This window comes from Kosakonia oryzae, assembly GCF_001658025.2.
GTDB lineage: Bacteria > Pseudomonadota > Gammaproteobacteria > Enterobacterales > Enterobacteriaceae > Kosakonia > Kosakonia oryzae.
In genome coordinates, this window is sequence record NZ_CP014007.2 from 3,611,394 (window position 1) to 3,634,834 (window position 23,441).

General features: G+C 57.3%; 12 protein-coding genes. 8 read left to right on the forward strand and 4 right to left on the reverse strand.

What is annotated here, in order from left to right:
• Nucleotides 1-19 precede the first annotated feature (19 nt).
• From AWR26_RS17185 to rimO, 8 genes are all read left to right on the forward strand, one after another.
• Nucleotides 20-361, forward strand: a complete 342-nt coding sequence (locus tag AWR26_RS17185; protein ID WP_043954119.1) for a hypothetical protein — start codon at nt 20-22, stop codon at nt 359-361.
• Nucleotides 362-1,204: 843 nt separating this feature from the next.
• Nucleotides 1,205-5,062: a hypothetical protein gene (locus AWR26_RS17190; RefSeq protein ID WP_206062519.1), complete on the forward strand. Its 3,858-nt coding sequence runs from the start codon at nt 1,205-1,207 to the stop codon at nt 5,060-5,062.
• Nucleotides 5,063-5,068: 6 nt separating this feature from the next.
• Nucleotides 5,069-9,640 (forward strand): hypothetical protein, encoded by a 4,572-nt coding sequence (locus AWR26_RS25850; protein ID WP_206062520.1) that lies wholly within the window; start codon nt 5,069-5,071, stop codon nt 9,638-9,640.
• The gene (locus AWR26_RS25855) at nt 9,631-11,406 is read left to right on the forward strand and encodes a hypothetical protein (protein WP_156525215.1); all 1,776 of its coding nucleotides are present in this window, start codon (nt 9,631-9,633) and stop codon (nt 11,404-11,406) included. Before AWR26_RS25850 ends, AWR26_RS25855 begins: the two co-directional genes overlap by 10 nt.
• A 53-nt stretch (nt 11,407-11,459) precedes the next feature.
• Nucleotides 11,460-12,812, forward strand: a complete 1,353-nt coding sequence (locus AWR26_RS17205) for a TolC family outer membrane protein (RefSeq protein ID WP_064567639.1) — start codon at nt 11,460-11,462, stop codon at nt 12,810-12,812.
• A 101-nt stretch (nt 12,813-12,913) separates the two neighbouring features.
• Nucleotides 12,914-15,094 carry a type I secretion system permease/ATPase gene (locus AWR26_RS17210; RefSeq protein ID WP_064567640.1) on the forward strand — a complete coding sequence of 727 codons (2,181 nt, stop codon included), beginning with the start codon at nt 12,914-12,916 and terminating at the stop codon, nt 15,092-15,094.
• A complete protein-coding gene (locus AWR26_RS17215) occupies nt 15,081-16,445 on the forward strand; it encodes an HlyD family type I secretion periplasmic adaptor subunit (RefSeq protein WP_064567642.1) in 1,365 nt (454 codons plus the stop codon). The genes AWR26_RS17210 and AWR26_RS17215 overlap by 14 nt, the downstream gene beginning before the upstream one ends.
• Before the next feature lie 248 nt (nt 16,446-16,693).
• Nucleotides 16,694-18,001, forward strand: coding sequence for a 30S ribosomal protein S12 methylthiotransferase RimO (rimO, locus tag AWR26_RS17220; RefSeq protein WP_064567644.1), 1,308 nt, complete (start codon nt 16,694-16,696; stop codon nt 17,999-18,001).
• Nucleotides 18,002-18,101: 100 nt separating this feature from the next.
• On the opposite strand, the gene gsiD is transcribed toward rimO, so the two are convergent.
• The 4 genes from gsiD to gsiA are packed head-to-tail and all read right to left on the reverse strand — an operon-like array spanning nt 18,102 to nt 23,432.
• The gene (gsiD, locus tag AWR26_RS17225; protein ID WP_007374031.1) at nt 18,102-19,013 is read right to left on the reverse strand and encodes a glutathione ABC transporter permease GsiD; all 912 of its coding nucleotides are present in this window, start codon (nt 19,011-19,013) and stop codon (nt 18,102-18,104) included.
• Between the two features lie 2 nt (nt 19,014-19,015).
• The gene (gene gsiC, locus AWR26_RS17230) at nt 19,016-19,936 is read right to left on the reverse strand and encodes a glutathione ABC transporter permease GsiC (protein WP_064569047.1); all 921 of its coding nucleotides are present in this window, start codon (nt 19,934-19,936) and stop codon (nt 19,016-19,018) included.
• 49 nt (nt 19,937-19,985) lie between these two features.
• On the reverse strand, nt 19,986-21,527 hold the full coding sequence (gsiB, locus tag AWR26_RS17235; RefSeq protein WP_064567646.1) for a glutathione ABC transporter substrate-binding protein GsiB: 1,542 nt from the start codon (nt 21,525-21,527) through the stop codon (nt 19,986-19,988).
• Nucleotides 21,528-21,560: 33 nt separating this feature from the next.
• A complete protein-coding gene (gsiA, locus tag AWR26_RS17240; RefSeq protein WP_064567648.1) occupies nt 21,561-23,432 on the reverse strand; it encodes a glutathione ABC transporter ATP-binding protein GsiA in 1,872 nt (623 codons plus the stop codon).
• Nucleotides 23,433-23,441 lie beyond the last annotated feature (9 nt).

Here is a 23,441-nt window from a genome sequence, read left to right on the forward strand (position 1 = left end):
ACTACAACAGGAGTTAAGCATGCATTACATTGAACGCGATGCGGAAGGACGAATTACCCGAGTGGAATCCACGCCATTTGCAGGAATGGTGGAACAGCACGAAGAAGATACGCAAGAAATCACCGAGTGGATTCGTATACATACCATGCATCAGGAGACGCTTAAACGGCTCCAGCAAAGCGATCTTGAAATGGTTCGTGTGCTGGAGGATCTTATTGAAGTATTGATGAGTAAAGGAATTATTAGTATTACCGACCTGCCGCAAGCCGCGCAAACCAAATTGATTAATCGTACGCAAGCGCGACTGACACTTAGCGGGCTGGAACGTTTAATCGATGATGAAGATGAGGGGATCTTCTGAATTACTTTTCACTTTCAGAATAATCATCAACTTATAATAAACACTCTTTTTTAGGACAAATCACATAACTTTTAAATAACATTTCTCTTTTATCTTAGGAATAATCTCCAGCCTTAAAATAAGATGACCCTTAGGAAAAATCACATTTCCTCAGGAATCATATTGATTTTATTTTAAGAAAAATCACCATCTTTAAAAGAACGCTTTAGAAATAATGGCTTCGATACCGAATATAATTATTCGGGCATCGACCATTTAATTTAACAAATGCATTTCTGATTATTCAGCGGCAAAGATCTGACGTATTTAAGAGGTTAATTTATATGAGTGTCGGGGTCGTAAAAACAGTTATAGGACAAGTCTTTGCGACCTCCCCTGACGGTAGCAGACATCTACTGGTTGAAGGCGACACGATCCTGGAAGGAGAGCAAATTGATACGGGTGCCGAAGGTGCCATTTCGATTACCTTATCCGATGGAAAAACCCTCGATTTGGGCCGTGATACCCATTGGGATAGCAACGACGCGACTTTAAGCACGGGATCCGACAGCCCATCCACGGACGTTGAAGCCATCCAGCAGGCGATTGCCGCCGGGCAGGACCCGACACAAACCCTTGAAGCACCTGCCGCAGGCCCGAATGCCAACGCCACACCCGCCACGCCGGGTGGTGTCGAGGAAGGCGGTAGCCACACTCACGTCATCCTCGATCTTACCGGTGAGATCCTCGATCCCACCGCCGGATACCCCACAGCCGGAATTGATAATCCCGATGGCGACCTGCGTGAAGAATTAGGCCTTCCTGCATCCGAACAAGGCTCCGAAATCGCTGCCGCGAATGCGGATGCTGATTCTGACGCTGATGCGGATGCGGATGCCGATGCGGATGCAGATGCCGATGCGGATGCCGATGCAGACGCGGATGCCGATGCGGACGCGGATTCCGATGCGGATGCAGACGCCGATGCAGATTCTGATGCCGACTCTGACGCCGATTCCGACGCTGATTCAGACGCCGACTCCGATGCTGATTCAGACGCCGACTCCGATGCGGATTCCGATGCTGACTCGGACGCTGACTCCGACGCTGATGCGGACGCAGATTCTGATGCAGACGCCGATGCGGATGCTGATTCTGACGCGGATGCAGATGCCGATGCGGACGCGGATGCAGATGCGGATTCCGACGCAGACGCGGATGCAGATTCTGATGCCGATGCTGACGCCGATGCCGACGCGGATGCGGATGCGGATGCCGACTCCGACGCAGATTCTGATGCAGACGCAGATTCGGACGCTGACTCCGATGCAGACGCGGACGCGGATGCCGACTCTGACGCAGATTCTGACGCCGATTCCGATGCGGACGCCGATTCTGATGCCGATGCAGATGCTGACGCCGATGCCGATGCCGACGCGGATGCTGATGCGGATGCGGATGCGGATTCCGACGCAGATGCCGATGCGGATTCTGACGCTGATTCCGATGCTGACTCGGACGCGGATGCTGATGCGGACTCCGATGCCGACGCAGACTCCGATGCCGACTCCGATGCGGATGCGGATTCTGATGCCGATTCCGACGCGGATGCCGATGCCGATGCCGATGCCGATGCCGACGCGGATGCCGATGCCGACTCTGACGCCGATGCCGATGCCGATTCTGACGCAGATGCCGATGCAGACACGGACGCAGATTCCGACGCGGATGCAGATTCTGATGCGGATGCAGACGCCGACTCGGATACTGACGCGGATGCAGATTCTGATGCAGATGCTGATTCTGACGCTGATTCCGATGCGGACTCGGACGCCGATGCAGATTCGGACGCTGACTCCGACGCTGATGCCGATGCTGACTCCGACGCGGATGCCGATGCGGATTCTGACGCCGATGCAGATGCCGACTCTGATGCGGATGCAGATGCCGATGCGGATGCGGATGCGGATGCGGATGCGGATGCGGATGCGGATGCGGATGCGGATGCGGATGCGGATGCGGATGCGGATGCTGACTCCGACGCAGACGCGGATTCTGACGCAGATGCCGATGCTGACTCCGATGCAGACGCGGATTCTGACGCAGATGCCGATGCTGACTCCGATGCCGATTCTGATGCTGATGCAGACGCAGATGCGGACACCGACTCGGATGCCGACGCAGACGCAGATGCGGATTCTGACGCAGATGCAGACGCCGATGCGGACGCTGATGCCGATGCGGATGCTGATGCAGATTCCGATGCGGACGCAGACGCTGATGCAGATGCAGATGCAGAGGCTGACTCGGACGCTGATTCCGACGCAGATGCCGATTCTGACGCGGACGCCGATGCAGATGCCGACGCGGACGCTGATGCGGATGCGGATGCGGATGCGGATGCGGATTCCGACGCAGATGCCGATGCGGATTCCGATGCTGATGCCGATTCTGATGCAGACTCCGATGCCGATTCTGACGCGGACGCCGATGCCGATGCAGATTCCGACGCAGACGCAGATTCGGACGCTGACGCGGATTCCGATTCCGATTCCGACGCCGATGCCGATGCGGATGCCGACGCGGACGCTGATGCGGATTCTGATGCTGATTCGGATGCAGACGCAGATTCGGACGCTGACTCCGATGCAGATGCGGATGCCGATGCCGACGCCGATTCCGACGCTGATGCAGACTCCGATGCCGACGCGGATGCCGATTCTGATGCCGATTCTGATGCGGATGCAGATGCAGATTCTGACGCTGATGCGGATGCAGATGCAGATTCTGACGCTGATGCGGATGCAGATGCCGATGCCGATGCTGACTCTGACGCGGATGCGGATGCCGACGCGGATTCCGACGCAGACGCAGATTCGGACGCTGACGCGGATTCCGATTCCGATTCCGACGCCGATGCCGATGCGGATGCCGACGCGGACGCTGATGCGGATTCTGATGCTGATTCGGATGCAGACGCAGATTCGGACGCTGACTCCGATGCAGATGCGGATGCCGATGCCGACGCCGATTCCGACGCTGATGCAGACTCCGATGCCGACGCGGATGCCGATTCTGATGCCGATTCTGATGCGGATGCAGATGCAGATTCTGACGCTGATGCGGATGCAGATGCAGATTCTGACGCTGACGCGGATGCGGATGCCGACGCGGATTCCGACGCAGATGCCGATTCTGACGCGGACTCTGACGCAGATTCCGACGCTGATGCAGATGCAGACGCCGATTCCGACGCGGATGCCGATGCAGACGCGGATGCCGATTCTGATGCCGATTCCGATGCAGATGCTGACTCGGACGCGGATGCTGATGCGGACGCAGATTCCGATGCAGACGCAGATTCCGACGCGGATGCAGATGCCGATTCTGACTCCGATGCTGATGCTGATGCCGATTCTGATGCGGATGCGGACGCTGATTCCGACGCGGACGCTGACTCCGACGCAGACGCAGATGCGGATGCTGATGCTGATGCCGACGCAGATTCCGACGCGGATGCAGATGCCGATGCCGATGCGGATTCTGATGCCGATTCCGACGCCGATGCAGATGCAGATGCAGATGCAGATGCAGATGCAGATGCCGACGCAGATTCGGACGCTGATGCTGACGCAGATGCGGATGCGGATGCAGATTCCGATGCAGATGCGGACGCCGATGCCGATTCTGACGCTGATGCGGATTCCGATGCTGACTCGGACGCTGACTCCGACTCGGATGCCGATGCGGATGCCGATGCGGACGCTGACGCCGACGCCGATGCTGATTCCGACGCGGATGCAGATGCAGATACGGATGCCGACGCTGATTCTGACGCCGATGCTGATGCAGATTCCGATGCCGACTCTGACGCTGATTCCGACGCCGACTCCGATGCCGATGCGGATGCCGATGCGGACGCCGATGCAGACGCTGATTCGGATGCGGATTCTGACGCTGACTCCGATGCAGACGCTGATTCGGATGCGGATGCCGACGCCGACGCGGACACCGACGCCGATGCGGATGCTGATGCGGACGCGGATGCAGATGCGGACTCTGATGCTGATACGGACGCCGACGCGGATGCTGACGCCGATCCCGATTCCGACGCTGATGCCGATGCAGACGCTGATTCGGATGCGGATTCTGACGCTGACTCCGATGCAGACGCTGATTCGGATGCGGATGCCGACGCCGACGCGGACACCGACGCCGATGCGGATGCTGATGCGGACGCGGATGCAGATGCGGACTCTGATGCAGACTCTGATGCTGATACGGACGCCGACGCGGATGCTGACGCCGATTCCGATTCCGACGCTGATGCCGACGCGGATGCCGACGCGGATGCCGATTCTGATGCAGATGCTGATTCTGACGCGGATGCCGACGCAGACGCAGATGCCGATGCAGACTCCGACGCGGATGCGGATGCGGACTCGGACGCAGATGCGGATGCCGATTCTGACGCCGATGCGGATGCCGATGCCGACGCTGACTCCGATGCTGATGCCGATTCTGACTCCGATGCCGATGCCGATGCTGATGCGGATGCCGATTCTGATGCGGACTCTGACGCCGATGCTGATGCCGATGCAGACTCTGACGCTGACGCTGACGCTGACGCTGACGCCGATGCAGATTCTGATGCGGATGCAGACGCTGATGCTGATGCTGACTCTGATGCAGATGCCGATGCGGACGCTGACTCCGATGTAGACGCCGATGCCGATTCCGATGCAGACGCTGACGCTGATGCGGATGCGGATGCGGACGCTGATGCGGATGCTGATGCGGATGCTGACGCTGATGCTGACTCTGATGCAGATACCGATTCTGACGCTGATGCAGATGCAGACGCCGATTCCGACGCGGATGCCGATGCAGACGCGGATGCCGATTCCGATGCAGATGCTGACTCGGACGCGGATGCTGATGCGGACGCAGATTCCGATGCAGACGCTGACTCGGATGCAGATGCAGACTCTGATGCGGATTCTGACGCAGATTCGGACGCTGACTCCGACGCCGATGCGGATGCTGATTCCGACTCCGACGCAGACGCGGACGCCGATGCCGACTCTGATGCAGATGCGGACGCCGATGCGGACTCCGACGCAGATTCGGACGCAGACTCCGATGCCGACTCTGACGCAGATGCGGATGCGGATGCGGATGCAGATTCTGACGCAGACTCGGATGCAGATTCCGACTCCGACTCCGACTCCGACGCAGATGCGGATGCGGATGCCGATGCTGATGCTGATGCCGATGCAGATTCCGATGCTGATGCCGATGCAGATGCGGACGCCGATGCAGACTCCGACGCGGACGCTGATGCGGACGCCGATGCCGACTCTGACGCCGATGCCGATTCTGACGCGGACGCCGATGCAGATGCCGACGCGGACGCGGATGCGGATGCGGATGCGGATGCGGATTCCGACACGGATGCCGATTCTGATGCAGACGCTGATGCCGATTCGGATGCAGATGCAGATGCGGACGCCGATTCTGACGCCGATGCGGATGCAGACGCTGATGCAGACTCCGATGCCGATTCTGATGCCGACTCGGACGCAGATGCAGATTCTGATGCGGATGCAGACGCCGATGCCGATGCCGATTCTGACGCGGACGCTGATGCAGATGCAGATGCGGACTCGGACGCTGATTCTGATTCTGATGCAGACGCGGATGCAGATGCAGACTCTGATGCGGACGCCGATTCTGATGCGGATGCTGACGCTGACGCTGATTCTGATGCAGACGCGGATGCAGATTCTGATGCCGACGCCGATGCTGACTCGGACGCAGACGCGGATTCTGATGCGGATGCAGACGCCGATGCGGATGCCGATGCCGACGCTGATGCCGACTCGGATGCAGACTCCGATGCCGATTCTGATGCTGATGCTGATGCTGATGCTGATGCTGATGCTGATGCGGATGCCGATGCAGATGCCGATGCCGATGCGGATGCCGATGCAGATGCCGATGCGGATGCCGACGCAGACGCTGATTCGGATGCGGACTCTGATGCAGATGCGGACTCTGACGCCGATGCAGATGCGGACGCCGATTCCGATGCGGACGCCGATTCTGATGCCGATGCGGACGCCGATGCCGATGCGGACTCTGACGCAGATTCCGATGCCGACGCCGATGCCGATTCCGATGCGGATGCTGATTCTGATGCAGACTCTGATGCTGATGCGGACGCCGATGCAGATGCAGATGCAGACGCCGATTCCGACGCGGATGCCGATTCTGATGCCGATTCCGATGCAGATGCTGACTCGGACGCGGATGCTGATGCGGACGCAGATTCCGATGCAGACGCAGATTCCGACGCGGATACAGATGCCGATTCTGACTCCGATGCTGACGCCGATTCCGATGCGGACGCCGATTCTGATGCCGATGCGGACGCCGATGCCGATACGGACTCTGACGCAGATTCCGATGCCGACGCCGATGCCGATTCCGATGCGGATGCTGATTCTGATGCAGACTCTGATGCTGATGCGGACGCCGATGCAGATGCAGATGCAGACGCCGATTCCGACGCGGATGCCGATTCTGATGCCGATTCCGATGCAGATGCTGACTCGGACGCGGATGCTGATGCGGACGCAGATTCCGATGCAGACGCAGATTCCGACGCGGATACAGATGCCGATTCTGACTCCGATGCTGACGCCGACGCCGATGCTGATGCTGACTCGGACGCAGACGCGGATTCTGATGCGGATGCAGACGCCGATGCGGATGCCGATGCCGACTCGGATGCAGACTCCGATGCCGATTCTGATGCTGATGCGGATGCCGATGCAGATGCTGATGCCGATGCGGATGCCGACGCAGACGCTGATTCGGATGCGGACTCTGATGCAGATGCGGACTCTGACGCCGATGCAGATGCGGACGCAGATTCTGATGCGGACGCCGATTCCGATGCGGACGCCGATGCCGATGCGGACTCTGACGCAGATTCCGATGCCGACGCCGATGCCGATTCCGATGCGGATGCTGATTCTGATGCAGACTCTGATGCTGATGCGGACGCCGATGCAGATTCGGATGCAGATTCCGATGCTGATGCCGACTCCGATGCCGATTCTGACGCGGACGCCGATGCCGATGCAGATTCCGACGCAGACGCAGATTCGGACGCTGACGCGGATGCTGATTCGGATGCAGACTCCGACGCAGATGCTGATGCCGACTCTGACGCAGATGCGGATGCGGACTCGGATGCTGACGCAGACGCCGATGCAGATGCCGACGCCGACGCCGACGCCGACTCCGACTCCGATGCAGATTCTGACGCCGATGCCGATGCCGATGCCGATGCCGACGCCGACGCCGACTCCGACTCCGATGCAGATTCTGACGCGGATGCTGATGCGGATGCCGATGCGGATGCTGATGCCGACTCCGATGCCGATTCTGATGCTGATGCTGATGCAGATGCAGATGCGGACACCGACGCCGATTCTGACGCGGATGCAGATGCCGACGCCGATGCGGACACCGACTCGGATGCCGACGCAGACGCAGATTCTGACGCAGATGCCGATGCTGACTCCGACGCCGATTCTGACGCTGATGCAGACGCGGATGCCGACTCTGACGCCGACGCTGATGCAGACTCCGATGCTGATGCCGACGCGGATTCCGATGCCGATGCGGACGCCGATTCCGATGCGGATGCGGATGCCGATTCCGATGCGGATGCGGATGCCGATGCGGATGCGGATGCCGATGCTGATGCGGATTCCGACGCTGATGCAGATGCTGATTCGGATGCAGATTCTGACGCTGATGCAGATTCCGACGCCGATGCAGATTCTGATGCAGATTCCGATGCGGACGCAGATGCGGATGCAGATGCGGACTCGGACGCAGATGCGGATTCCGACGCAGACTCTGATGCAGATGCAGACGCTGACTCGGATGCAGACTCTGACGCTGATGCGGACGCGGACTCAGATTCAGATCAACATTCCGATTCTGATGCGGATGCGGACTCTGACGCAGATTCTGACGCCGACTCAGATGCGGATTCTGACGCCGATGCTGATGCAGATTCCGATGCCGACTCTGACGCTGATTCCGACGCCGACTCCGATGCAGATTCTGACGCTGATGCGGATGCAGACGCTGATGCCGATGCTGACTCCGACGCCGATTCCGACGCAGACGCTGATTCCGATGCTGACTCGGACGCGGATGCCGATTCTGACGCTGACGCGGATGCTGATGCGGATTCCGACGCCGATGCCGACGCCGATGCCGATGCCGATGCCGATGCCGACTCGGATGCCGATGCGGATGCAGATGCAGATGCAGATGCCGATGCGGACGCTGATGCTGACGCAGATGCCGATGCAGATTCCGATGCCGATGCCGATGCTGACTCGGATGCCGATGCGGATGCAGATGCAGATGCGGATTCTGATGCCGACGCCGATGCCGATGCCGATGCCGATGCCGACGCCGATGCCGATGCCGACGCCGATGCCGATGCCGATGCCGACTCGGATGCCGATGCGGACGCCGATTCCGATGCGGATTCCGACGCCGATGCTGACTCGGACGCTGACTCCGATGCAGACGCTGATTCGGATGCGGATTCCGACGCCGACGCGGACGCCGATGCAGATTCTGATGCAGATTCCGATGCGGACTCGGATGCCGATTCTGACGCCGATTCTGACGCCGACGCTGATGCTGATGCAGATGCGGATGCCGACGCGGATGCCGACGCCGATGCCGACGCCGATGCGGATGCAGATTCCGATGCGGATGCCGACGCGGATGCCGACGCCGATGCCGACGCGGATGCGGATGCAGATTCCGATGCGGACGCCGATGCGGATGCCGATGCCGACGCGGATGCGGATGCGGACTCCGACGCTGACGCGGATGCCGACGCGGATTCCGATGCGGACGCGGACGCCGATGCGGATGCAGATTCCGATGCGGATGCCGACGCGGATGCCGACGCCGATGCCGACGCGGATGCGGATGCAGATTCCGATGCGGACGCCGATGCGGATGCCGATGCCGACGCGGATGCGGATGCGGATTCCGACGCCGACGCGGACGCCGATGCAGATTCTGATGCAGATTCCGATGCGGACGCAGATGCGGATGCCGATTCTGACGCCGACGCGGATGCAGATTCTGACGCCGATTCCGATGCGGATGCCGATGCGGATGCGGATGCCGATGCGGACTCCGACGCCGATCGCCCTTCTGATTCAGGCAGCGATTCGGATGTGCATCTGACTGTAACGGTGACACCGGGCGACAGTACGGATAATTCGTCTGACAATGGCGTCATTCATATCAATGGCGGCAGCGGTAATCCAAATGGTTATGACATACAGAATGGCGTGATTGTTGCTATTGGCGACAACGTGCAGATCTGGCTGACGCCGGACAGCCCGGACGGCGCGATTAAAGGCGATCACGTGCCTGAATGCAGCGATCCGAGTCAGATTCACTATTACGACAGCAACGGTAACGTGAACGGCAGCTCAGGCGATCACACCGATATCTTTGTGGTGGGCGATCACACTGGCGGCTACTACCAGCAGGGTGACTGGTCGAACGATCACTATGATTTCCGTCCAGTCAATAATATTACCGGCAACCAGGGTGTACCTGAGGGCGAAGCGGGCAAAGACTATATCTTTGTTAACGGTGACAGTTCCAATTACAACGTAACTGGCGTCGATCACCCGGATAACCATCAGAACAACTCCGTTGATAACGTACAGATCACCAATACGGAAAATGGCTCGCACCCGATCGGTAATGCGAACGGTGTCGAAGGCATTATCTTTGGCGATGGTCCCTCTTCCAGTCTGGGCGGCTCTACGGATGTGACGCACTCCGTAACGCTGAACGTCGATGTGGATCTGCAAAGTTCCGACAGCGGCGATCATCTGAACTCGATCACGATCAATGGCCTTCCGGAAGGGGCGCAATTTGGCGGCGAATATACCAGCGTCACCTACGACCCTGAGCATGGCAGCTACACGCTGACGTTTGATGACAGCACTACCCATTACGACGGGCAGGTGACGGTTACCCTGCCGGAAGGTGAAAGCAATCTCGGCGAGATCACCATAGATGTCGACTCAACGGCGTCCGATCAGATCGAACACGACTTCACCTTCGATGGCGAAGAAGGCGGGCAATTGACCAGCGGCACGGAGAGCGCGTCGGCTGATACCCTGCATCCAGTCTCAGAAAGCGTGGCCACAGATGATGTCACGCATGATGAAGCACACGCTGTCACAACGGATGATTCCGGCACGACAGCGACGGATGACGCCGCGGATAGCGCGCACGCTCAAGCCACCAGCGCCGCAGTGGATGACCTCTCGCATGCCGATGCCGGAGATACCCACGCAGATACCGATGATACCCACACCGACGCCGGAGATACCCATGCCGACGCCGGAGATACGCATGCCGATGCGGGTGATACGCATGCCGACGCCGAGGCTACCGCTGATACCGACACAACGGCTGCTGACGATAACGCCAGTGCGCCATTACTGATCGATAGCAGTGAGATCAGCCTGGACTTTGGCAGTAGCGAAGAGGCCGAAACGCACGACGCGCAGAGTGTATCGACGACGGATGCAGGATCGCTGAATAACCTGCTGGGCGACGATGGTGAGCAGGCTGAGAACGACACGGACGGGACAGCGGCTCACGCAACGCAGCCTGACAACAGCAGTGCTTCGGGTGATGGCAGCGATAGCGACTCACATGATAGCAGCGCCTCGCCAGGCCTTGACCAGGATCAGCCGCTCAATTTCAGCGACATCATCCTTGATGGTGACGAACACCAGGATCTGGCAAGCCTTATCCAGGGTGACAGCGCGCCAGCCACGCCAGTGGATCCCACGGAGGATACCGATCATCCCGCGCCTGTCGCACCTCCCGGTGAAGGCGGCGATGACGCAGGCAGTGGTGATGGAGGCAGTCACGATGACATGGATAACTTGATCGCTAAACCCGACAGCGATGGAGGCTGATGATTCAGCTCCCTTTTGCCCGGAATAAACCTCAACGCAGTACAAGGTGACATATGTTATATCGCAATACGCTGTTATTCGGAGTTGGGCTTTCGCTGCTTTTACTGAAAAGCGCGAACGCCACGACGATTGAACAAGCAGTGAAAGATGCCATCCTCTGGCATCCGGATGTGAGCGCGTCCAGTAATCGTCGCTATTCGGCGGAACAGGATCTGCGCGCAGCACGCGGGGGATATTATCCCAGCGTGGAACTCTCTGCGGGAACAGGCTGGGAGCGTTCGGATAACTCAACCACGCGCGCAGAGGGATACCATCAGCTCGATCTGCAACGTAACGAATCCAGCATTTCGGTGACGCAGAACCTGTTTAGTGGTTTTGCCACCCGTAGCGAAGTGGCCAGACAGACCGCCACGGTCAACTCCCGCGCCTGGACGGTGCTGGACACCAGCGAAACAACGGCGCTGACAGCGATTCAGGCTTATCTGGATGTGCTGAGAGGTCGTCAGATGGTGCTGCTGGCAGAAGATAACCTGAAAAACCACGAGCGTATTTTCGATCAGATTACTTTACGTACCGAGCAGGGCGTTGGCCGTCAGGCCGATTACGAACAAGCCGAAGCCCGACTGGCGCAGGCTCGTAATAACCTGCTGACGGAACAGACCAACCTGGATGATTCGCTGGCGAATTATCAAAGCGTGGTCGGTAAAGAAGCCGATGATCTCGTCCTTCCCGCCAAGGTTGCGATCCCTGATTCGCTGGAAGCGGCGCGGAAAGTGATGTTGCAAAACAGCCCATTACTGAAACAAGCCGATGCAGATGTGGAAGCCACGCGGCAGCAATATGAAGCGGCGAAGTCACGTTTTTACCCCAGCGTAAATCTGGAAGTGGCGCGCACAATGAATGACAACATTGACGGCACCCGCGGCCATAACCAGGAATGGCAGGCGATGGTGCGCATGAGCTACAACCTCTACAACGGCGGCAGTGATAAAGCGGCCTTAACGTCCGACGCTTACAAAATGAAGGAAGCGCAGGATGTCAAAAACAACGCCCTGCGCCAGCTTAACGAAGAGTTACGCCTCTCCTGGAACGCGTTACAAAACGCCGAGAAACAGGTTCCTATCGCCAAAGATTACGCAGATCGAAGCAAGACGGTTCGCATCGCTTATCAGGAGCAGTTCAGCTTAGGCGATCGGTCACTGCTGGATATGCTCGACAGTGAAAACGAAGTCTTCACCGCCCAAAGCCGTTACATCGAGCTGCAATTTATCGAGATGTTTACCACGTACCGTATCAACGCACGTACCGGAACATTACTCAAGGCAATGAATATCCAGCCGCCCTCTTCGGCTCAGCCCGTTGACGAGTTGCAAACTTCAAAAGTCGAATTGCCGGAACTGAAATAACAGTTCGGCTTCAGGTTGGGGTATGTCAGGTGTTCCTGATGGGATATTCCCTTATTGGTTCTTTGCATAGCGGATTTCCCGCTGGTTTGAGAGGTCAGAATATGACGCAACATGATGATTCTCAAGATAACACTGATTCATCTAATGAGGTTCTCAGGAGCGATCCACGACAGACTCATGACGATCCTTTACTGGATTGTCTGATGATTGTCTGCACGCTGCACAACATTACTACGTCGCGTCACGCCTTAACGTCCGGGCTGCCGCTAAAAAACAACACCCTGATCCTCAGCGTTTTTCCGCGTGCGGCGGCGCGGGCCGATTTGAAAGCGAGAACGCTTCAGCGCCCGCTCCAGACTATCTCTTCCCACTCATTACCGGCGATCCTGCTACTGAAAAACAACCAGGCCGCCGTGCTGGTTGCCTGGGACGGAGAAAAGGCGCGGCTGCTACCGAGTGAAACGGAAGGTGGAGAAATTACCCTGACGCGGGAAGAACTGGAAGAGACTTACAGCGGTGTCGCGATCTTTCTCCAGCCGCAGCATGAATACGATACGCAAGCGACGGCGAAGATTCCGCGTACCAAAAACTGGTTCCAGGATACGCTGAAGCTCTCGAAGTTCCTCTATATCGATGCGGTTGTTGCCAGTCTGCTGGTGAATATCATCGCGCTGGCCGCGCCCCTGTTCGTTATGAACGTCTATGATCGCGTCGTACCCAATCAGGCGACAGTGACGTTATGGGTGCTGGCCATTGGCATTACCATTGCCTACTTTTTTGATTTCATTCTGAAAATATTGCGCGGAATGTGTCTGGATTTGGCGGGTAAAAAAACGGATCTGATCGTTTCTGCGGCGCTATTTGAGCGCATGTTGGGTATGAAGATGAAGCTTCGCCCGCCGCGCGTCGGCAGCTTCGCGCAAAACTTCCAGGAGTATCAGTCCGTACGCGATTTTCTCTCCTCGCTGACGCTGACCGGGATGATCGACTTCCCTTTCACCCTGCTAATTGTACTGGTCATCGGCATCATCGGCGGCCCGCTGGTTTTTATTCCGCTGGTCGCCTACCCGGTTGCGTTGGTGGGTAACTGGTTGCTCCAGCGCCCGTTGATGTCCAGAGTGCAAAAAACGTTCCGCTTGTCCAGCGAGCGTCAGGCCATGCTGGTCGAAACCCTGACCGGGCTTGATGCCATCAAAGTGAATAACGCGCAAAGCGAACGCCAGTATCAGTGGGAACAGATTATTGGTCAGCTCAGTAAAATGGAATTAAAGGTGAAATCGCTCTCGTTCGTCGCGGTTAACTTTACCTCCTGGATACAGCAGGCCAGCGGAGTGGCGATTATCGTCGCCGGGGTTTATGTCATTATCAGCGGCAATCTCACCCAGGGCGGTCTGGTTGCCTGCTACTTATTGCATCGCCGCGCCATGATGCCTGTCGGGCAGCTTTGCGGGCTGATTACCCGCTATCAACGGGCAAAAACCACCAAAGAAACGGTGGATCGCATGATGGATCTGGAGCAGGAAGTCCACGACGATGAGGTTCCGTTAAAACGCGAGAAAATCTCTGGTGCGATTGAGTTCCGCGATGTCACGTTTCACTATCCATCCAATCAATACACATCGCTGAATAATATCTCCCTGACCATCAAGCCGGGCGAAAAAATCGGCATTATCGGCCGCAGCGGTTCCGGCAAAAGCTCTCTGGCAAAATTGCTGGTCGGCTTCTACCAGCCGGATGCAGGCAGCATATTGATTGATGATATCGACGCCCGGCAGTTGGATGTGCATGAAGTGCGCCACAACATTGGCTATGCGCCGCAGGATATTCATTTGTTCAGCGGTACGCTGCGCGACAACTTGCTGTATGGCGCCAGCTATATGGATGAAGAAGCGATGCTGCGGGTGGCCACGATCACGGGCGTGCATGAGTTCGCGCGTCGCCATCCCTCCGGCTATAACATGCGCGTGGGCGAGCGTGGAATGAACCTTTCCGGCGGTCAGCGCCAGGCGGTAGCGCTGGCCCGTGCGCTGTTGCTTAATCCACCTATTTTATTGATGGATGAACCGACCAGCTCAATGGATAACACGAGCGAAGAACAGATCAAAAAAGCCTTGATCCCGGTGGTAGCCGATAAGACGTTGTTATTGGTGACGCACCGCGCTTCATTACTGTCACTGGTTGAACGACTCATCATTCTCGATAACGGCAAAATCATTGCCGATGGTCCGAAAGAGAGTGTGATGAGTGCTCTGAAAAAGGGGCAAATCCATGCGAATCGTTGACATGCTTAGCCGCCTGATGGGCTGGATTTTCGGCGACAGAAAATCCACGCCAATCGCCATTAATGAAGTCAATCAGGCGGTAATCGATGACTCACCGCGCGTTATGCGTATTACGCTGTGGGCAATATTTGCCTTTTTTATCTGCATGTTTTTCTGGTCGGCACTCGCTGATATTGATGAAGTGACGCGCGGAGAAGGCCGGGCTATTCCCTCTGCTCGTCTGCAAAAAATTCAAAACCTCGAGGGCGGGATTGTCGCGCAAGTCTACGTGCGCGATGGCGATATTGTGAATGCCGGCGCGCCGCTTATTCGGCTTGATGACACCCGTTTTCGCTCGAATGCTGAGGAAACAGGAGCCGATCGTCTGGCATTACAGGCACGCGTAGAGCGCCTGACAGCCCAGACGAATGGCGAGACAACGCTGACACTGTCACCCGATATTGTTAAAGGCGCACCGGATATCGCCAAAGGCGAAATGGAACTGTTCACCACCATTAACAACCGCGTCAACAGCACTATCGCGGGGCTGAATGAACAACTGGTGCAAAAAAAGCAGGAACTGCTCGATATGCAGACCAAAGCCGCTCAGTACCGGAAAAGCCTGCAATTGTTGCAACAGGAGATCAGCCTTTCTGTCCCGTTAATCAGCAAAGGCGCCATCTCCCGCGTGGAAGTGTTGCGACTCCAGCGAACAGAAGTGGACACGCGTGGGCAGTTGGACACCACGACAGTGGCGATACCGGGTGCGGCCGCCGCGGTAAAAGAGATAGAGAGTAAAATCAAAGAGACGCTGGACAATACGCGCAGCGACGCGCTCACCCAACTGAATCAGGCCCGCACCGATCTCAGTAAAGCCGAAGCAACCAGCAAAGCGATTGAAGACCGGGTTAATCGCACCATGGTGGTCTCACCGGTGCGGGGGATTGTGCAGCAGGTCATGGTCAACACCATTGGCGGTGTCATTCAGCCAGGGAATGATATGGTTGAAATTGTACCGCTGGATGACACGTTACTGATTGAGGCCAAAATTCGCCCACAGGATATTGCCTTTATTCATCCGGGCCAGGAAGCGATGGTGAAATTCTCCGCTTACGATTACACCATTTACGGTGGTCTGGCTGCCAAACTGGTGCAGATAAGCCCGGATACGGTGACAGATAAGGACGGGAATAGTTTCTATGTTATTCGTCTGCGCACCGATAAAAACCATCTTGGCACTGACGATAAACCGTTATTAATCATTCCGGGCATGGTGGCTTCAGTCGATATTATTACGGGTAAGCGCACCATTCTTCAGTACCTGTTAAAACCTATTCTGCGCGCCAGAGCAGATGCGTTACATGAAAGGTAATATCACAACGGGTGTCGCTGCGGCGCCACCCGTTCACCATCGCCCGGCCCCATCAGCGGATCTTTTATTATGTTCTTTGAGCGAACAGCGCTCGCCGGGGATCTTCAATTTCAATAAGTTCCATTCGGCGCGTAAAACAAACGCCAGGTTAACCCTTTTATGCGGCCTTTTCGATAACCAGCAAATATGGCTGTACCGTTAAGGCCTATGTATAATCCCCCGATTCCGAGCAATGTACAGTATAAAAAATGTCTAAGATTGGTTTTATATCGTTAGGGTGTCCGAAAAACCTGGTCGATTCCGAGCGCATTCTTACCGAGCTGCGCACCGAAGGTTACGACGTTGTCCAGAGCTATGACGACGCCGATATGGTTATCGTCAATACCTGCGGCTTTATCGACAGCGCGGTGCAAGAGTCGCTGGAAGTCATCGGCGAAGCGCTGAACGAAAACGGCAAAGTTATCGTCACCGGTTGCCTGGGCGCGAAAGAAGATCAAATTCGCGAAGTGCATCCGAAGGTGCTGGAAATCACCGGGCCGCACAGCTATGAGCAGGTGCTGTCCCATGTTCATCACTATGTGCCGAAACCGAAGCACAACCCGTTTATCAGCCTGGTGCCGGAACAGGGCGTAAAACTGACGCCGCGTCACTACGCGTATCTGAAGATTTCCGAAGGCTGTAACCACCGTTGCACCTTCTGCATTATTCCGTCGATGCGTGGCGATCTGGTGAGCCGTCCGATTGGTGATGTGCTGGCCGAAGCCAAACGTCTGGTCGATGCGGGTGTGAAAGAGCTGCTGGTGATCTCGCAGGATACCTCCGCTTACGGCGTGGATGTGAAGCACCGCATGGGCTTCCATAACGGCGAGCCGGTGAAAACCAGTATGGTCGGCCTGTGCGAGCAACTGGCGAAGCTCGGCATCTGGACGCGCCTGCATTACGTTTATCCGTATCCGCACGTTGATGATGTCATTCCGCTGATGGCGGAAGGCAAAATCCTGCCGTATCTGGATATCCCGCTGCAACACGCCAGCCCGCGCATTCTCAAGCTGATGAAGCGTCCGGGTTCGGTCGATCGTCAGTTAGCGCGCATCAAACAGTGGCGTGAGATTTGCCCGGAGCTGACCCTGCGCTCCACCTTTATCGTCGGCTTCCCTGGCGAAACCGAAGAGGATTTCCAGATGCTGCTGGATTTCCTGAAAGAGGCGCGTCTGGATCGCGTCGGCTGTTTCAAATACAGCCCGGTGGAAGGTGCAACGGCCAACGAGCTGGCGGATCAGGTGCCGGAAGAGATCAAAGAGGAGCGCTGGAACCGCTTTATGCAGTTGCAGCAGCAGATCTCGGCGGAACGTTTGCAGGAAAAAATCGGCCGCGAAATTCTCGTCATCATTGATGAAGTGGATGAAGAAGGCGCGATTGGCCGCAGCATGGCGGATGCGCCAGAGATCGACGGCGCGGTGTACCTGAACGGTGAAACCCGTGTCAAACCGGGCGATGTGATCCGCGTGAAAGTGGAAAACGCCGACGAGTACGACCTGTGGGGCTCCCGCGTTTAAGTCCATCAAAACCCGGCGACTATGCCGGGTTTTTTGTGTCTGCTGTACCCCATTTCCCTTTAGCCAGATAAGCCGACGCCGCCATCCGGCACTTTTTTGTTCAGCCTTTAATCTTCGGATCCAGCGCGTCGCGCAGGCCGTCGCCGAACAGGTTAAACGCCAGCACCGTCAGAAAGATCGCCAGCGATGGAAACAGCGCCACATGCGGGGCAATCACCATATCCGCACGGGCTTCGTTGAGCATCGCGCCCCACTCCGGCGTCGGCGGCTGCGCCCCCATGCCGAGGAACGACAGGCTGGCAGCAGAGATAATCGAGGTGCCGATACGCATAGTGAAATAGACCACAATCGACGACACCGTTCCCGGCAGAATATGGTGGAACAAAATCACCGTATCGCTGGCGCCGATGCTGCGCGCCGACTCGATAAACGTCTGCTGCTTCAGCACCAGCGTATTGCCGCGCACCAGACGGGCAAAAGCGGGCACCGAGAAGACGGCCACGGCGATGATCACGTTCGCCATCCCGCTGCCCATCACCGCCACCACCGCAATCGCCAGCAGAATACCGGGAAATGCGAACAGCACGTCGCAGATGCGCATGATAAGGCGATCCCACCAGCCTTCGTAATAACCCGCCAGCAGCCCAAGCACCGTACCAATGGCTGCGCCAATCAGTACGGCAAAAAGACCGGCCGCCAGCGAGATCTGCGCGCCAACCAGTACGCGGCTGAAGATATCGCGGCCCAGCGAATCGACGCCGAACCAGTGCACCAGCGACGGCCCTTCATTCAGCCGGTCATAGTCGAAGTAGGTTTCCGCATCGTAGGGGGCAATCCACGGCGCAATCACCGCCAGCAGGATCAACAGCAGCACAAACAGCCCGGCGGCCATAGCCAGCGGCTGGCGGCAAAACCGTCGCCAGAATTCATGCCACGGCGTGCGGACATGTCCCGGTTTTACCACCGGCATGGCGTTCAAAATCGCCTGTCGGCGCCAGTTAAACAATCGCATCCTTACTTGTACCTGATAGCAGGGTTGAGCGCGGCGTAGAGCACATCAACCACCAAGTTGATAAGAATAAATTCCAGCGAGAAGAGCAGCACTTCCGCCTGGATCACCGGGTAGTCGCGCATTTCCACCGAGTCCACCAGCAAACGCCCCAGCCCCGGCCAGTTAAAGACTTTTTCCACCACAATCGAGCCGCCCAGCAGAAAGCCAAATTGCAGCCCCATCATCGTGACAACCGGGATCATCGCATTACGCAGACCGTGCTTAAGGATCACCCAGCGCTCGCTGACGCCTTTGGCGCGCGCGGTGCGCATATAATCTTCATTCAGCACATCAACAAACGAAGCGCGGGTGAAGCGCGCCATCACGGCGGCCACGGCCGCGCCCAATGTCAGAGAAGGCAATATATAGTGCTGCCAGCTATCGGCGCCCACGGTCGGCAACCAGCCCAGCTCAACGGAGAAGATTTGCATCAGCAGCATCCCCAGCGCAAAAGCGGGGAACGAGATCCCGGTGACCGCCAGCGCCATGCCCAGATGATCCGGCCAGCGGTTGCGCCACACGGCGGCGGCAATGCCGGCGCCCAGCCCGAACAGCATCGCCCAGAACATGCTGGTGAGGGTTAGCAGTAGCGTTGGCATAAAGCGGCTGGCGATCTCATCGACTACCGGGCGGCGGGAGGCCATCGAAATGCCGAAATCCCCCTGCAACACGTTGGTGATGTAGTGCCAGAACTGTAACCACAGCGGCTGATCCAGCCCAAGCTGGCGGCGCACCAGCTCAATCACTTGCGCGTCAGCCTCCGGCCCGGCAATCAGCCGCGCCGGATCCCCTGGCAGTAAATGCACAAACAGAAACACCAGCACGGCCACAATCAGTAGCGTCGGGATCAGGCCCAGCAGGCGTTTAATAATATAATTAAGCATCGCTTGTTCCCTCATGCCCCCTTCCGTCCTGCAAGGTGGAATGAGTCAGTTATTTCACCAAATCAGCATTGTCAAAACTGAACCCGGTATCGGGCATGATATAGAAACCGGTCAGCTTCTTGTTATGCGCGGAGACCAGCTTTTCCACCACCAGCGGCACCCATGGCGCCTCCTGCCAGATGATGTCCTGCGCCTGTTTGTACAAGCGCTCTTTCTCTTGCGGGCTGAGGGTTCTTAGCGCATCGGCAAAGTCTTTATCCACCTGGGGATTACTGTAAAACGCGGTATTGAACTGCGTCGGCGGCCAGTTCCATGAAGCAAACAGCGGCGACAGCCCCCAGTCCGCTTCGCCGGTTGACGCCGACCAGCCGGTATAAAACATGCGGACGCCACTCTCTTTCTGCCCTTTGGCTTCCACTTGCGCCGCGCGCTGCCCGGCATCCATCGCGGTCACTTGCACTTTAATCCCCACCTGCGCCAGTTGTTGCTGGGTAAACTGCAACACCTTCTGCGCCGTACTGTGGTTGTGCGACGACCACAGCGTTGTACTGAAGCCCTGCGGATAACCTGCCTCTTTCAGCAGCTCGCGGGCTTTTGCCGGATCGTAAGGCCAGGGCTGATACGCCTGCGAATAGGGAATCGATGGTGGTAACACGCCGGTAGCAGGCGTAGCGAAACCGGCAAAAGCCACTTTCACCAACGCCGGGCGGTTGATAGCGTAGTTAATTGCTTCGCGCACTTTCGGGTTATCAAACGGCTTTTGCGTGACGTTCATGCTGATGTAACGCTGCATAATCGACGGGCTGGCGACCAGTTCAAGCTTGCTGTTTCTCTTCAGCACTTCCGCCTGCTCATAAGGGATCGGAAACGCGAACTGTGCCTCGCCGGTTTGCAGCATCGCCGCACGGGTATTGTTATCCACCACCGGACGCCAGGTGATGGAATCGAGTTTCGGCAGCCCTTTCTGCCAGTAACCGTCGAACTTCTTCACCTTCACAAAGTCGGTCTGATTCCAGGCTTCCAGTTCATACGGGCCGGTGCCCACCGGATGAAAACCGATATCTTTGCCGTACTTTTTTAGCGCCGCCGGAGAGATCATCGCCGTTGCCGGATGCGCCAGAATATTGATAAACGCTGAGAAAGGCTGCTTAAGAATGATTTTTACCGTGTAGCGATCCACCACTTCGGTTAAATCGATATTTTTATACAGGTTGTAGCGCTTCAGGCTGTTATCCGGATCGCTGGCGCGATCGAGGTTGACCTTAACCGCCGCAGCGTCAAAATCGGTTCCATCCTGAAACTTCACGCCCTGGCGCAGGAAAATCGTGTAGATCAGCCCGTCGGCAGAAACCGTGTAGCTTTGCGCCAGCACGTTTTCCAGTTGCATATCTTTATCCAGGCCAAACAGCCCCTGATAAAAGGATTTCGCTACCGCCTGCGACAGCGTGTCATTGGCATCATAAGGATCGAGCGTGGTGAAATTGGAGCCGACCGCGACCACCACGTCTTTCGCGGCAAAGGCCTGCGCGGCGGTCAGCGCGAACAACACGCCTGCAACAAGCCGCCAGTGCCGGTAAACGAATTGTGTCATGTTGCTCTCCTGAATCACTCTGCCACTGCTCAGTTAAAAACGGGACTGCGTACTGCCCGGCGTGGAGCGGGCGACATAGTGCCCCGGCCCCACGTTCTGCAACTGTACGCGTTGCATCGACTCGCCGCGCTTGCGGATATTGCTGGGCATGTCATCAGATAACAGCACTCGTTGCGCGTGGGTATGCGCAGGATCGGCCACCGGAACCGCCGACATTAATTTTCGCGTATAAGGGTGTTGCGGATTTTCGAATACCGCGCGGCGCGGGCCAATCTCAACAATCTGCCCGAGGTACATTACCGCCACCCGGTGGCTGATGCGCTCCACCACTGCCATATCGTGGGAAATAAACAGGAACGCGATGCCCATTTCACGCTGCAGATCGAGCAATAAATTGATGATCTGCGCGCGGATGGAGACATCCAGCGCCGAGACCGATTCATCCGCTACCACTACGCGCGGATTCAGCGCCAGCGCGCGGGCAATGCAGATGCGCTGCCGCTGGCCGCCGGAAAATTCATGGGGATAACGCCAGGCGTGCTCCGGTTTCAGGCCGACGCGTTCCAGCAACCACTCAATCCGCTGATGCCCCTCTTTTTCCGCCAATAAATTGTGCACCCGCAGCGGCTCGATAATCGAATCGCCCACCGTCTGGCGGGGATCCAGCGAAGCATAAGGATCCTGGAAAATAAACTGAATATCGCGACGCACCTGTTTCAATTTGCTGTCCGGCAGCGTATCGATCCGCTGGCCGTTAAAGATAATCGAACCGCCCTGACTCTCCACCAGCCGCAGCAGCGCCCGCCCGGTGGTTGACTTTCCGCAGCCGGATTCACCGACCAGCGACAGCGTTTCGCCCGGCCAGAGATCAAAGCTGACGCCTTCCACCGCATGCACCTCTTTGGTCACGCGGTTAAGAATGCCGCTGCGCAGCGGGAAGCGCGCTTCCAGATCGCGCACCTGCAAAATCGGCTCGCCCGGCACCACGGTATCCTGCTCGATTTCCGCTTCCTGATGCTGAGGGTTTTTCATGGAAATCAGCGGAAAACGTCGCGGCAGATTGCTGCCGTTCATCGCGCCGAGTTTGGGCACTGCGGCCAGCAGCGCTTTGGTATAAGGATGCGACGGCGCATTGAAAATCTGATCGACCGTCCCCGTCTCCACCGCTTCGCCATTGTTCATCACCAGAACCCGATCGGCGACATCCGCCACCACCCCCATATCGTGGGTGATAAAAATCACCCCCATCGACATCTCTTTTTGCAGCACCGCGATCAGTTGCAGGATCTGCGCCTGGATCGTGACATCCAGCGCGGTGGTCGGCTCATCGGCGATCAGCACCGCCGGGCGACACGACAGCGCCATGGCAATCATCACCCGCTGGCGCATGCCGCCGGAAAGCTGATGCGGGAAACTGGATAAAATGGCCTGCGACTCCGGAATGCGTACCAGGTCGAGCATGCGCCGCGCTTCGATCATGGCATCTTCACGCCCCAGCCGCTGGTGCAGGCGAATCGACTCGGCAATCTGCTCGCCAACCGGAAAAACCGGGTTGAGCGAGGTCATCGGCTCCTGAAAAATCATCGCAATGTCGGCGCCGCGCACGCTGCGCATCTGCGACAAAGAGAGGCGGGTCAGATCCACTTTCTGGCGATTGCGCCGCGTCAGCAGCATATGATCGCAGCTCACCTCACCGCCCGCCTGTTCAATCAGGTGCAGCAGCGACAGCGCCGTCACCGATTTACCGGAGCCAGACTCGCCGACAATCGCCAGCGTTTCGCCACGCTTCAGGGAGAATGAGAGGTGACGTACCGCCGGGGTTAGCTCTTTTTCATCGCGAAACCCGATATTCAGATTGCGGACATCCAGCACCACATCGGCATCTGTCTCAACCCCGTGCGACACCCCACTCTC